At 46.4% G+C, this 14,451-nt stretch carries 11 protein-coding genes; all 11 read left to right on the top strand.

Going from position 1 to position 14,451, the window contains the following annotated elements; genetic code table 11:
• Positions 1–13: 13 nt before the first annotated feature.
• The 11 genes from WC600_12680 to WC600_12730 all read left to right on the top strand — a co-directional run bounded on the left by WC600_12680 (position 14) and on the right by WC600_12730 (position 14,111).
• Positions 14–1,546, top strand: a complete 1,533-nt coding sequence (locus tag WC600_12680) for a lipopolysaccharide biosynthesis protein (protein ID MFA4903583.1) — start codon at positions 14–16, stop codon at positions 1,544–1,546.
• A gap of 142 nt (positions 1,547–1,688) precedes the next feature.
• A complete protein-coding gene (locus tag WC600_12685) occupies positions 1,689–3,158 on the top strand; it encodes a radical SAM protein (GenBank protein ID MFA4903584.1) in 1,470 nt (489 codons plus the stop codon).
• A 143-nt stretch (positions 3,159–3,301) separates the two neighbouring features.
• Positions 3,302–4,036 (top strand): VTT domain-containing protein, encoded by a 735-nt coding sequence (locus tag WC600_12690; protein ID MFA4903585.1) that lies wholly within the window; start codon positions 3,302–3,304, stop codon positions 4,034–4,036.
• A gap of 35 nt (positions 4,037–4,071) precedes the next feature.
• A complete protein-coding gene (locus tag WC600_12695) occupies positions 4,072–4,776 on the top strand; it encodes a glycosyltransferase family 2 protein (protein ID MFA4903586.1) in 705 nt (234 codons plus the stop codon).
• 295 nt (positions 4,777–5,071) lie between these two features.
• The gene (locus WC600_12700) at positions 5,072–6,025 is read left to right on the top strand and encodes a glycosyltransferase family 2 protein (GenBank protein ID MFA4903587.1); all 954 of its coding nucleotides are present in this window, start codon (positions 5,072–5,074) and stop codon (positions 6,023–6,025) included.
• Between the two features lie 216 nt (positions 6,026–6,241).
• Positions 6,242–7,021 (top strand): class I SAM-dependent methyltransferase, encoded by a 780-nt coding sequence (locus WC600_12705; GenBank protein MFA4903588.1) that lies wholly within the window; start codon positions 6,242–6,244, stop codon positions 7,019–7,021.
• Between the two features lie 725 nt (positions 7,022–7,746).
• Positions 7,747–9,180 (top strand): radical SAM protein, encoded by a 1,434-nt coding sequence (locus WC600_12710; protein ID MFA4903589.1) that lies wholly within the window; start codon positions 7,747–7,749, stop codon positions 9,178–9,180.
• A gap of 127 nt (positions 9,181–9,307) precedes the next feature.
• On the top strand, positions 9,308–10,939 hold the full coding sequence (locus WC600_12715) for a DUF2079 domain-containing protein (protein ID MFA4903590.1): 1,632 nt from the start codon (positions 9,308–9,310) through the stop codon (positions 10,937–10,939).
• Between the two features lie 277 nt (positions 10,940–11,216).
• A complete protein-coding gene (locus WC600_12720) occupies positions 11,217–11,984 on the top strand; it encodes a radical SAM/SPASM domain-containing protein (protein MFA4903591.1) in 768 nt (255 codons plus the stop codon).
• A gap of 412 nt (positions 11,985–12,396) precedes the next feature.
• Positions 12,397–13,380 (top strand): glycosyltransferase family 2 protein, encoded by a 984-nt coding sequence (locus tag WC600_12725; GenBank protein MFA4903592.1) that lies wholly within the window; start codon positions 12,397–12,399, stop codon positions 13,378–13,380.
• Positions 13,381–13,382: 2 nt separating this feature from the next.
• Positions 13,383–14,111: a methyltransferase domain-containing protein gene (locus WC600_12730; GenBank protein MFA4903593.1), complete on the top strand. Its 729-nt coding sequence runs from the start codon at positions 13,383–13,385 to the stop codon at positions 14,109–14,111.
• Positions 14,112–14,451: the final 340 nt, after the last annotated feature.

Consider the following 14,451-nt stretch of genomic DNA (forward strand, 5'->3'; position numbering starts at 1 on the left):
AGACAATGATCTAATGCAGAAATCATATACTTTCAATTACCTGAAAATATACTTCTGGCAAGGTATTGCAATTGTACTGAATCTTCTCTCCATGTTTATCGTCATACCCCGCCTGGCTGATAATCCTTCGATATATGGAATTTACGTGGTCTGCATCTCGGCAAACATATTTTTGACCTATGCAGATATAGGCTTTGCCGGGGCCGGTTATAAATATGCCAGTGAATGCTTTGCGCAGAAAAATCTGGAGGAAGAAATAAACATTGTTGGTTTTATCGGGTTTGTCCTTTTTTTATTTGTAATTATATTTGCGTTGACCGTTTCTTATGTTGCGCTAAATCCAAGTATATTAATTAAAAATATAAATAGCGCCACAGAGATTAATATTACCTCTAATTTATTATTCATCCTTGCTCTATTTTCACCAGCAATCATCTTTCAAAGGATATTAGAGATTGTCTATGGAATTAGATTGGAACAATTTATACTCCAGCGGATCATGATTGCGGCTAATATACTGAAAATATTATCCATATTTTACTTTTTTAAAAACCAACAATATGATATTGTGGGCTATTTCTTATTTTGCCAACTGGTATATTTATTAGCGCTCTTTTCCTGCTTATTAATTGCAAAAATTAAATACAAATATAATTTTATCGTTTTTTTCAAATCAATTAGATTTTCAAAACCTATGTTCAATAAAACAAGAACCCTTGCTTTTGGTTCTTTGTTCAGTACAATTATGTTTATATTTTATTATGAGCTTGATGCATTTGCTATTGCAAAATTAATGGGGGGCGAAAGTGTCGCAATATATGCAGTTGGCTTTACAATCCTTTCTTTTCTAAGAAATCTTTTGGGGGTTCTTTATGCCCCCTTTTTAGCTCGTTTCAATCATTTTATCGGATTGCATGACATGGATGGCTTGCGTGATTTATACAGGAACATTCTTCCTTTGACGTTACCTTTCGTTGTCTTCCCTATTGTAAGTTTAGCTTTATTAATGGAACCTTTGGTGCATTCGTGGGTTGGCAACTATTATGAAAAGTCAGTTATCATTGCGCAATTGCTGATATTGGGCTTTATATATGGATTTTTTACCTATCCAGCTAGTTTTCTCATCATTGCCCAGGAAAAGATAAAAATACTATACTTAACAAGCGTCATACCACCTATTGTTTACTGGATCGGAATATTTTTAACGATTCCTTATATAGGATTAACATCTTTTGCCTTGTTCAAGCTCATTGCCATGTCAATAAGTAGTTTGTTCTATTTATTTATTACGCTAAAGTTTCTGGATATATCAGCAGGCGATTTCGTGCGAAAGATTCTTGGACCAGTGGCAATCCCCTTGAGTTTTTTAATTCTATCACTGGCATACCTAAATCAGTTTATGCCCGCCGAAAAGAATGCGCTTGACCTTTTTATTGTAATTGCCACCGGCGGATTAGCTTCTGCGGGAGCTTTGTTTTTATATTATTTATTTTCGAGCCACTTTAGAAATTATACTCAAGGACTTTTCAGGAAATGCTTTGTTTAAAGCTTGCTGGCAAACGGTGAAATGAAAAACAGATGGAGAGACACTGCCAGAAAAAACTTGGTCCCAACTTAAGTTCTGGTATAATCCATGGGGGCAGGCCAACAGTAGTGGGACAAAATATCAAAAATAAAGAAAGTCATTAATGCCCGACACGGATATCGTCCTGGTCAAACCAGGGAGTCAGAAACAGCTTTACGGAGAACTCAGCACTTTAGAGCTGACAGCCTTGGAGCCGCCGTTGTGGGCGGCGCTTTTGGCAGCCTATCTGAGGCAGTTAGGGTATGGCGTGATCTTGTTGGACGCCGAAGTGGAACGTCTTACCTATGAACAGACCGCTGCCAAGATCAAAGACGCCAACCCCTGGCTGGCGGCCATCGTAGTTTCCGGTACCAATCCATCCGCCTCCACCAGCAACATGACCGGGGCCGGGGCGATTTTAGAGCATCTGAGCGCCATCAGCCCTCAGACCCACACCCTTCTCATGGGGCTGCACCCTTCGGCCTTGCCCGAGCGCACCATGCGGGAGGAGCAGGTAGATTTTGTCTGCCAGGGGGAGGGGTTTTTCACTCTGCCGGGACTTTTAGACATCCTTAAGGCAAGGGGAGCGGATTTTAAAATTCCCGGGCTCTGGTATAAGCAAGACGGCCAAGTGGTCTCTAACCCCAGGGCCACTCTCTACTCCAACCTGACGGCACTGCCCATGCCAGCCTGGGATCTCCTGCCCTTGCATGAATACCGGGCCCACAACTGGCATTGCTTCACGCACCTGGACCAGCGCCAGCCTTATGTAGCCATCTACACGAGTCTGGGGTGTCCTTTTCATTGCAGCTTCTGCTGCATTAACGCCTTTTTCGGCAACGCCGGCATCCGCTACCGGAGCCCTCAAAGCGTCATCGAAGAGATCGACTTTTTGGTGAACCGATATGGGATGAAGAATATCAAGATCATCGACGAAATGTTTGCACTGCAGGAAGCCCGAGTGGTAGAGCTCTGCGACCTGATCATTGAGCGGCGCTACGATTTGAACCTATGGGCCTATGCCCGGGTGAATACCGTCACTGAGCGGATGCTGGCCAAGATGAAGGAGGCTGGCATCAACTGGGTGGCCTATGGCTTCGAATCGGGATCCGACCGCGTCCTTAAGGACGCGGTCAAGGGCTATCAGGCCGGGGCAGTTGAACAGGTGGTTAAGATGACCTATGATCAGGGCATCCATATCTGCGCTAATTTTATTTTCGGTCTACCCGAAGACGATTTAGACTCCATGCATGCAACCCTGAAACTCATGCTGGACATCAACGCCGAGTGGGCCAACATCTACTCGGCCATGGCATATCCCGGCTCCCGGCTCTACGACCTGGCGGTGGCGGATAACTGGCCCCTGCCGGAAACCTGGCAGGGCTATTCGCAGTACGCTTACGAGTCCTTGCCCCTGCCAACGAAATACCTGTCCGGCGGTCAGGTATTGGCCTTCAGGGATTACGCCTTTGATGTTTATTACCGCAGTCCCCGATATTTGGAGATGATCTGTCGGAAATTCGGAAGGGAAACAGCAAACCACCTCAAGGAGATGTCAGCCAAGCAGTTGCCGAGGAAATACGCTTCCTTCTGATTCCACGCCGATATAGATAGCTGGCTTTTCTATATGAACCCCACCTACCTGCTTGGAAGGAGTTGGAGTTTGACGACGGGCCTTTTTGGGTTGACTATTGGGGCTTCCTTTTAATATACACGCTAGACGATGCAGGGAATTAGTTGACCAAAGAATTTTCACGCGAACAGAGATGGTTCCGGCAAAAGCAGGGACTGCGCCGCTACATCGGGCCCAAAAGGGTTGTCATTATCCTCCTTTTTTCGGCCTCTCTGTTGGTGCTCTGGTATCTGCGCAAACATGGGTATCTGACTCCAGAGACAGTCTTTCAATTCGTCCATGACTATCCGGTATGGGGCCCGGTCATCTTCGTAACCGTGTATCTGGTCTCGGTGGTGGCTCTCATCCCCACTTTGCCGTTCAATTTAGGAGCTGGATTTCTCTGGGGACCTCTCTGGGGAACGGTCTTTTCCGTTGCCGGCTGCGGCTTAGGGGCCATGACGGCCTTTCTCATGGCTCGCACGGCGGTGGGGCAGCCCCTGGCCAGGCGCTTCGATAATGCCATGGCCCAGTGGCTGCAAAAAGAGTTGGCCACCAAAGGCTGGCGTTTGGTGGCTTTTACCAGGATCAATCCGGTGTTTCCTTCCGGGCCATTAAATTTTGTCTTGGCCCTGACTTCCATTACTTTTCCATGTTATGCTTGGTCGTCGCTGGTTTTTATGACCCCCGTCGCTATGGTCTTTTCCATTATCGGCCACTCGGTAGGCGGGTTCATGCTGGAGGGGGAGGCCACCAGGCTGGTGCGCCTGGTTATGGTGGTTTCCCTGGCCCTGGTAGTTCTGGTGGTTATCATGCTGCTGTCCCGGCGGCTGTTTGGCAAGAGCACCTTACCCCGTTGAGGCTCAACTAAATCTACGCGCAAGGATCTGCTTTCATGAAAGTAACGCTGTTGGTCATGTCCTTAAACGAAATCGAAGGCATGCAGGCCATTATGCCTCGGATCAAAAAGGATTGGGTGGATCAAATCATCGTGGTGGACGGCGGCTCCACGGATGGCTCCATAGAATGGGCCAGAGAACAAGGCTATCGCGTCTATGTGCAAAAGCAAAAAGGGTTCAGGTTTGCCTACTTCGAGGCGTTTCCCTATGTAGAGGGTGATGTGATCATCACCTTTAGCCCGGATGGCAACTCCATCCCGGAATTGATCCCCCAATTAATAGAGAAGATGCGGGATGGCTACGACATGGTCATAGCCTCCCGGTATCTCGGTGACGCCAAGAGCGAGGATGACGACTTTATCACCGGCTTCGGCAACTGGCTATTCACCAAGACCGTCCAATGGCTGTATGGGGGGAACATCACCGATGTTATGGTGATTTTTAGGGCCTATAAGAAGCAGGTTATTTACGATCTGGAGCTGGACCGGGACAAATGGTATACCACCCCGGAGAAACTTTTTTTTTGCAAAATAAGCTGGGAGCCGCTGCTTTCCGCCCGGGCCGCGAAAAAGCGGCTCAGGATTACCGAAATTCCCGGCGACGAGCCCCCGAGAATCGGTGGAGAGCGAAAGCTGCGGATCTGGCGTTGGGGGGCCGCCTATTATTACCAGATATGGCGGGAATATTGGGGAGGGATTTAAGTTAATGGGGCTATCCGGTTGACTCTCCCATACATATATGTTGTATGGGTTTTTTATTTTGAAAATCAGACAAAGCCTCTTTTGGAATTTTCGCATAGCTTTGCCACTGAGCAAGCTTGCCATGATAAAAGTAATAAGTCCAATTGAGACTTCTGCGAAAGTCCCTTGAAAAATAGTCTTAATTATACGAAGAAATCAGTTCAACATAGCTCCAGTTGCAAGGATGATTGACGACTTTCGGGTTCCCATGATGAGCTTTCAGCAATCGGAAAACCGGTTAATCTTAGGAGAGGAAATGAATAACAAACCAGTGCTGGCGATTGTGGTTCCCTGTTACAACGAGGAAGAGGTCTTACCCGAGACGATCAATAGGTTATCGCGGCTGATGCAGGAACTTGTGGTTGCGGAAAAAATTTCCGAAAAGAGTTTCTTGCTCTTTGTGGATGACGGAAGTCGCGACCGGACCTGGGGGGTCATTTCGGAGGCCCATCGGGTGGGGGGGAAGATTAGAGGACTAAAACTTTCCAGGAACTTTGGCCATCAGAATGCCCTGGTGGCGGGCATGGAGCACGTGCGTGATAAATGCGATTGTATGGTATCCATAGATGCGGATCTTCAGGATGATATCAATGTTATCGAGGTCGGTCTGGAAAAATATTATTCTGGAGCCAATATAGTTTATTTTGTCAGGCGGGAAAGAAAGAAAGACACTTGGTTAAAGAAGTCTACAGCCTACTTTTTTTATAGATTAATCTCTTTCATTGGAGTTGGCATTATATATAATCACGCTGATTATCGTCTCATTGATCGAACTGTATTAAATTGTTTCCTCAGTTATAAGGAAGTGAATATGTTTTTACGTGGGATATTCCCGATGATTGGATTCACCATAGCTACTGTTCCATATGATAGAAAGGAACGTTTTGCCGGAAAATCCAAATACCCATTCAAAAAGATGATGGCTTTTGCGCTTGAGGGTATTACCTCGTTTAGCGTTGTTCCTCTGCGGATCGTTTCGGCTGCCGGGCTCGCGGTTTTTTCCTTCAGCCTATTAATGGGCGGTTTTATACTCTATTATGCGCTAGTGAGAGGCAAGGTCGTGCCGGGTTGGGCTTCCACAGTGCTGCCAATTTATTTTCTGGGGGGGGTGCAACTTTTGTCGCTCGGTATTATCGGGGAATATATCGGCAAGATTTATAACGAAACCAAAGGCCGGCCGCGGTATTTCGTGGAGACGTCAGCGGAGTGAACTTGGTTTTTGTCCTCCATCACGGTTTACCGGATTGCTTCGATAATTTTGGTCATCACGTTTAGGGGCGGCATTCAGCTGATCCGCGAGGCAGCAATCCTGCGGTAGCCGCGAGTTTCCTGGGGTGATGTCCCAGGACCAGCAGAGGTGAGGCACGCCGACAATCGCATGCGGGGGTTTTAGGAGGGCTTTGCCCGGCGGCAAGATGAGGTGTGAATGAAACAACCTAGGGGCTTGAAGGTGGAACGGGTTGAATTTGATAGCTACGCGTATGAGTATGAGGAGATGGTTAACTCGGGGATCGCCTTCTTCGGAGAAAAACACGACTACTTTCATGCTTACAAACTCTCTTGCCTCCAAAGGTGGATAGCCGGAATAGAATATTCCGACACGATCCTCGACTTTGGCTGCGGCACTGGCAAGCTCGCAGCCCTCATGGCGCAAACCTTCCGCCACGCCGCGGTCTATGGCTACGATGTCTCCTCCCGATCCCTGGAATTGGCCAGGGCTAGATGCGGGGCACTTGAGAACCTCACCTTTGGGGACAGCTTTACCGAGCATCAGTTCGACCTGATTGTTGCCGCCAACGTTTTCCACCACATCAAGCCTAAAGACCGGAAAAGAGTCATTCTCCAACTACGAGATTCCTTGAAGCCCACCGGGAGGATGGTTATTTTCGAGCACAATCCTCTAAATCCTCTAACCCGTTGGGTGGTGAAGGCCTGCCCCTTTGACGCTGACGCCGAGCTGCTTTCCGCTCTTCAATTTATCCGACTGGCCGGGAGCTGTGACTTGGAGGTCGACTGCAGGCGCTACATTGTCTTTTTTCCTAAGTTCCTCAGCTTCTTCCGCAGGCTGGAGTTCCACCTAGGGTTCTTCCCTCTGGGCGCCCAGTACATGTTGTCTCTCAAAAAGGGCCCCCCCCCTGAGGGGATGCTTGAAGGGAACCGTAGTCTGCTCCCTGGCCAGCTTAAAAACGATCCCCCAGGGAGGTAAGACAAGGGGGCCGCCCTTATCGCCGCTCCTGGGGCTTCTTCGCAGGGGCGCATATGTTTCAGCAGCCTTTTTCCTGTCCCACCAATCCCGGGTGGTGTCGGCCTACAAGCCATTTCAAAACCTCAATTTTCCCTGGTATGTCATTCTGAGCGTAGCGAAGAATCTCGTATTTCCTGATAGTTGAAATCCTTCGGTTTCCGCTCAGGATGACAAAAAACTAGTTTTTCATCAGCCTGAAAGACCCTCCGCTGAGTGGGTGGTAAGCCCAAGTTTAAGGCGGAAATACATTTTCATGGGGATTTGTGTTATCATAAAAATCAAAGCTATCAGGCTCCCTACGAGACAATTGGGCTGCAAAGCTGGCTGTAACCCTGGATTATGCCGCAATAATTGCCTGTAATATGTATAACTATCTGATATAATGAATAATAATCGTTAAATTGGGGGTCCAAGATGCTCAATAGTGGTGAAAGCCGAAAAGAGGTGATCCGGCCGGATTTTAACCGGGCCATCATGATAGATTTCCGGGATGCCAAGATCACCTCGACGATGGTTTCCTCCTGATGCGAGAGATAGATAACCTGCCCCCCCAAAACTGATCCACAAATTATGTTGGAGTATTAGATTTGTTATAAATAAGAGGGCCTTACAGCTTCATATACGGGAAGAGGCCCCCAACACCATCTTTGGACTGCGTGGGGTTGCCGCATAATCTCGGATTAAACATGGATAATAAAAAGATCGTCTTTATAATTCCGCCAGCTGATTCCTTAACGTTGAAATTTGTATCTTATCAACAACCTATTAATCTGGCTTATCTGGCGGCCGCGGTGATCAAGGCCGGCTTTTCTGCTGAAATTTGGGATTACAGCATCGGTGAGTTCGTTGAAAATGATTTTCTTAATCGGATCAGAGAGAGTAACCCGTTTGCGATAGGGGTCCATTGCAAGACGTTTAGTATCATCCAGGGGCATTATTTGGCCGAAATCATCAAAAAACATTTTTCGGGAATAATGACAATAGTCGGCGGGCCCCACTCTTCTGCATTGCCTATCGATACTTTAACGGAGTTCCCTCATTTTGATATAGTGGTCATCGGCGAAGGGGAGGCGACTATCGCAGAACTGTGCCGCGCCATATCCAGCGGGAATGACTTGAAGAATGTGAATGGTCTGGCTTTTCGTGAAGGCGGCACGGCTGTTTGTACCGAAAAGCGGGAATTGATCAAAAACTTGGATGAGTTAGATTATCCGGCCAGGCATTTGCTGGCCAGAAGTACGCCTGGTAATCGTCATCCCACGAGGGGCATATCGCCGGCAAATCATAATGTAACGGAGATTTTTACTTCCCGGGGGTGTCCGGGTAAATGTATTTTCTGCGCGGTGAACATATCCTATGGGAATTGCGTAAGGTTCAGGACGGTAGATAATGTCCTGGGCGAGATCGAAGAATGCATCTCACGTTATAAGTATAATCATATTATCATCCAGGATGATACTTTTACGTTAAATAAAAAGAGAGTAAGCAGTATCTTGGATGGATTCAGAAGGTTGGGTTTAAGCTCCTGGAGCTGTGACAGCCGGGTAGATACAGTCAACGAAGAGATGCTTCAAGAGATGGCGGCATCCGGCTGCAAAAAGATCTCTTTCGGCGTCGAATCCGGCAGTGACAGAATATTGAAGCTGATCAAAAAAAATATTACCGTAGAGCAGGTCAAGCGCACAGTGGCGCTGGCTAAAAGAGCTAATATCGGTATCGTTGAATGTACTTTTATGATAGGCAGCCATCCGGATGAAACTTATGATGACGTGCAGGCTACCTGGAGATTGATCAAAGAGTTAAGCCCTGACATAATCGCGGTTTCCGTGATCGTTCCATATCCAGGTACGGAAGTATATCGATTGATGGAAGAAAGAGGATATATCAATACTAAAAACTGGAGCGATTTTCAGGTGATAGGGGCAACGCCGGGTTGGCATACCGCAAACTTTTCGGCGCTCGAACTGGTGAGGCTGCAGCGAAAATTTATCAACCAATATTATTTTAGTCCCGGGTATTTGATCAAAAGCCTGAGCAAGATCAGAAGTGCAAAAGAAATACAATACCTTTTTAAGACAGGTTTGGAATATATACGATTTATGGCCAAGAACAAAATTTAAACCAAAGACGAAAAAGAGATCTCGACGGACATTCTTCGATAGAGGGCGAAAGAACACGTCCATGATTTGGTTGAGAAGATGGAGGTGTTACTTGCAAACGCCGATCTTTCCTGGGAGATAACGTTAGATGCAATTTCCGCCGAATATTTTCCGATGGACCACAAACCCGGGGCGCTGGATTATTGCCGTGGCAGTGCTGGCGCTGCTTTTGCTTACGGTATATATCGCCGCTTTTTTCTATGGGGTTAACTCTACCCTGAGCGACGACTCGTGGGGAGATATTTCGTATTATAATCAGCTGGCTTATAACTTCACCCATGGAAGGCCATTGCAGACCTCGAGTTACCGCCAAGCCGGCGACGGTATCCTGCACAACCCGTTTCCCTATGCGCATTCCTTCAGCATCCATGTGAATTTCACGCCTTATCTCTTTTTGTGGCCTTACAAGTTCATGCCCACCGTAAACGGTCTTTACCTGATTACCATTCTGTTTAACGTGGCCGGATTCTTGGGAATCGGCTGGTTAATCATGCGGCGCATGTGTTCAAGTAAAGACAGGTTTTTGTCCTATATGCTTGTCTGCGTTGCGTTCTTCTCCGTCCTGCCGAGTATGGGGGTCATTACCTATAAAGGGTTATTTGCGCTGTTTAGCGGGCCGCTTATCCTGGCGGCTTACTACTTCTTCCTGCGGGACAACCGGCTGCTTCTGGCGATTACCGGAGTACTTTTGTGCGGGGTATCCGAAGACCTGATAATGTTTACGTTTTCTTTCAGCGCCTATCTGTTCATTTTTGAAAAACGATTGCGTAAAATGGCGTTGTGGATGGGGTTGGGCGCCGCGGCCTATCTGGCTTTTGTGGTCTTTGTCATCCATCCCGCGGCCAGGTATGGTCTGACCCTGCAACACATTTCCGATCCTCTGGCCAAGCTTCATATGCTGCTTAGCGGCAAGCTGCCGCTGTCGGGCTATAAGGTTTATGGGCCGTTTGCTATCGGCCTTGTCCTGGCGCTGACCGTAATGGCGCTATTTTCGAACTTCAGAAGAGAAATCGAATGGAAAAAGGTTTTCGGCCTGATTTTCATTGCACCGGCAAGTCACTGGTTCATAGTGGTGACATTCTCCGGCGGGCAACATTACATGCCCATAATGGCCTGTACTTTTTTAGCGCTTCTGCTGATCGCGTCAAGGCTCGAATTCCGCCCGGTAGCGGTGGTGCGGATAGCCGCGGCCGTGATTATCTGCATGACGCTTTTCCTGCCCAGAGACACCTATAGGCTGCTAAAGCGCCTTCACTCTCATGCTGATGCAAAAAGCATTGCCAGAATGGAAACAAATAAAAGCACTCTGAGCCATATTGCCGCCTTGCCGAAAGAAGCGGGAATTTCGTATTGGACAAATCAAGGATTAGATGCGTTTATGACTTCACGCAATAATGTGTGGCGGTTCCCGGATTATTTCGATTCCGCGGATTATCTGGTCATCCAAAAAGATGCGGATCAGACTTTTTTTGATACGAAAATAGAAGCTTCTGAGGGTATAGAAGCGGCAATTAAAAGGGGGCAAACCTATAGCAGCAGCACTCAAATTGCTCTACCGGCCGAGATGGTGAAACGTATAGAGAATGAACTGGTCAATGTGAAGGCTTCCCATGAAATTAACGTGGATACCGAACGTGTGCTGATTTTAAAAAGAAAGAAAAGTGCGGGACTGCCTTGTCCGGAATCGACGCTTGGATGGGGATGGATTAACCCAAAATGAACGATTTAGATCTTGCACATTAAGATAATAAAAGAACCCTGGATAGATCTCGATGGGTGTGCTTTTCAGTCGACCCTGAAGGCAATTCTCGATTTCTTCTAACGTAAGATTGTGCTATCTTACTTCTCATAATACGATTTGGCTACAAATAGAGAAAACTTGTCGGGGTTAGACTCGGGGAGAGAGGCCCCCAAAACCATTTTTTGACTGTGGTGGCTAAAGTTGCCGCAAAATCTTGTCAACAATCTTCTCATTTGATAACAGGAAGGTCTATCGCATGCAGTATAAAGACATAATGGAAACACTAAGATATTTCAAGTGGTTGGCCAAACACAAATATTACGATAAGCTTACTGTAATAGGTATAGAAAATTCCACAGCATGCAACCGTAAATGCCCATACTGTCCCAATTTCAATTATTCCCGCGGCAATCATTTGATGTCGATTGAATTGTGGAATAAAATCATAGATGATCTGGCCCAAATGAACTATACAGGGTCAATCTCTCCGGGACTATTTAATGAACCTTTAATAGATGAAAGACTGCCACAATTGATTAAATATGCAAGACAAAAACTTCCCAAATCTGAAATCCTTATATACAGTAATGGGGATTTAGTTAATGAAAAGACTTATAAGGAACTCAAAAAAGCGGGCGTTACCCGATTTAGGATATCACAGCATGATGACAAATGGAAAAATACATTCATGGATTCTGATGCAAAACTATGTCCAGATATAGAAATTGTGAGATACCATAACTACGCAAATCCTGCGATATTGAACAACAGAGGCGGCCTAGTTGACACGATAAAACCGATTTATCAGCCACATTGTTATATGATAGTCTCTACCATGTGGATTGATTATACGGGGAAGGCCATTCTTTGTTGTAATGATTACCTATCCTCCACAAATTTAGGTAATGTTCGGGAAAAGAGCATAAATGAGATATGGACCAATTCCAATTATAGAAAAGTCCGACTGGATGTTCTGTCTGGAATTTATAACGTTCCGATATGCCGAAAATGTAATGGTCTTTAATTTCTGAGACATCATTCTTTAATAAGGTTTGGATTTGACCTTCCTTTAGGTTGTCGAGTGGTCATTTTCCTTCGGTATCACTGCAAGATTAGCCATCATCAGCCAGTATCTCTGGCTTGACTTGGTCCCAACTCTAACTTAAATTGAGCCTGTTGCGAATACATCGTAAAATGTTGCCAAAAAACGGACCAGATTATCTTGGTCAAATGGCATAACATAGGCCGTGAAACTGTTTGCACTCGGCATTTTTGCGGCAGTCTCAAGTTCTGGTGTAATCCATGGAGGCAGGCCATATTGTGTAACTTACTGGTCACGTATGTCTTTCTGACCGAGATAGACGAGTTCGCCATTTACAGGCAGAGCGCGGGAGATTAATGCCCAGTTCGTGTAGCGCCTGCTCAGAGGAGGACTGATGATGCCGGAGAAAAGGTCAAGTTTCCCGGAGGAACTGGAGATTGAGGTATCCATAGTGGTGCCCATGTTAAACGAAGAAGGAAATCTGGATTATCTCTTGGAACGGTTAGAGCCCATCCTGGATCAACTCCAGTGCCGGTATGAAATAATTTGTGTCAACGACGGCAGCACCGATAACACTCTGGAGAAGTTGCTCCAGTACCGCAAAAAGGACTCCCGCATCAAAGTAGTCAATCTTTCTCGCAATTTCGGCAAAGATACGGCGCTTACCGCGGGTTTACATTATTCCCGCGGCACCGCGGTAATCCCCATAGACTGTGATCTTCAGGACCCGCCGGAACTCATAAAGGACCTTTTGGCCAAATGGCGTGAAGGATATGACGTGGTCTATGCCGTGAGGCGAAAACGCTATGGGGAACCCCTTATGAAACGCCTGATGGCAAACTTATTCTACAGATTTATAAATCTTTTCAGCGAAACTCCCATCCCCAAGAACACTGGAGACTTTCGCTTGATGGACCGGCGGGTCGTGGAGGTCCTTAATCAGATACCGGAACGGACGCGCTTTATGAAGGGTCTGTTTGCCTGGGTAGGATTCAAGCAGATAGGCATAACTTATGACCGCCAGCAGCGTCATTTTGGAAAGACCAAGTGGAATTTTTGGAAACTCTGGAATTTTGCGCTGGATGGTATAACGTTGTTCAGCACCTCACCACTTAAGATGTGGAGTTATTTGGGGATAATAATCTCGCTACTCTCATTTCTTTATGCAATGTTCTTAGTCGTTAGGACGACAATATTTGGACATGACGTTCCAGGTTATGCCTCCATCATGGTAGCGGTGCTTTTTCTTGGAGGATTACAGTTGATCAGTTTAGGGATCCTTGGCGAATATCTTGGTCGTGTTTATTCTGAAGCCAAAAAAAGGCCTCTCTATATTGTGAGCCAAAGTTATGGTTTCAATAAAGATGAAGAAATTTGATTATGGAAAGAGATGTCTATCATAAGACTGCGGCCATCGAAAATATCCACTGGTGGTTTATTGGCAGAAGGTTTATTGTTGAACAAATTTTAAACGAATTATTATTGTCTAAGAACGCAGAAATATTGGAAATGGGATGCGGAACGGGAGGCAATTTACCTTTATTAGCAAAATTTGGTAACGTTTATGGAGTGGAACTCGATGATACTGCAAGAGAATACGCTCGTAAGCGAGAAATTGGAACAATTCTGCCAGGAAGTTTGCCGGATGAAATTCCACTTGCCGGGCAACTGTTCGACCTTATTGTAATGACGGATGTTCTGGAACATGTGGGTGAGGACCAGGTAGCCCTGGAGAGGCTCTACCAGAGGCTAAAATTGGGGGGTTATATTTTAATCACGGTCCCGGCCTTCCCTGCACTCTGGAGCCGACACGACGATTTACATCATCATAAGCGCCGCTACACTATAGAAAGACTGCGTACCATATTGATTAATGCGGGTTACAATATTATAAGGGTAAGCTACATTAATTGCATCATGTTTCCCGTTATTTCTGGGGTGCGGATGATGCAGAGATTTCTCGGAATGGCGGACGCTGACGATCTAAAAGTGTACCCACCGGTTATCAACCGAATGCTGGCAGGATTATTTTCCGGTGAGGGCCATTTGTTGAAGTTCGTATCCTTGCCCTTTGGTCTTTCGCTTCTATGCGTGGGGAGGAAAGTTTAATCTCTTTTATTTGAAATGATTGCCCCCTGCCCTCTGTCTGTAATAAAAAAGTGGTTGACTTGAGATAATTGTCAAGGCCATCATCTGCCTGTTTTTCATAGGGAAAGAGATGGTATGAATGAGTTTCTTCGGTGGTGATACTCTATCGGGCAAAGGGTTTTTCGCTTTGGGGGCCACCTGAGGAGCAGAAGCAAAAAGGGCAGAGCGAAAAAGCCCTGCCCCTCCGTATGGCCGCCTGTGCCGACGCTCGGGTCGCTCCCCAGCGTTGCCCTATCCTCTACAGGCGAGTAAATCATACATACAAGAACCATAACACCTAAACAAGGATGAAGTAGACATT

The sequence above is a fragment of the Desulfobaccales bacterium genome, assembly GCA_041648175.1.
Classification (GTDB): domain Bacteria; phylum Desulfobacterota; class Desulfobaccia; order Desulfobaccales; family 0-14-0-80-60-11; genus 0-14-0-80-60-11.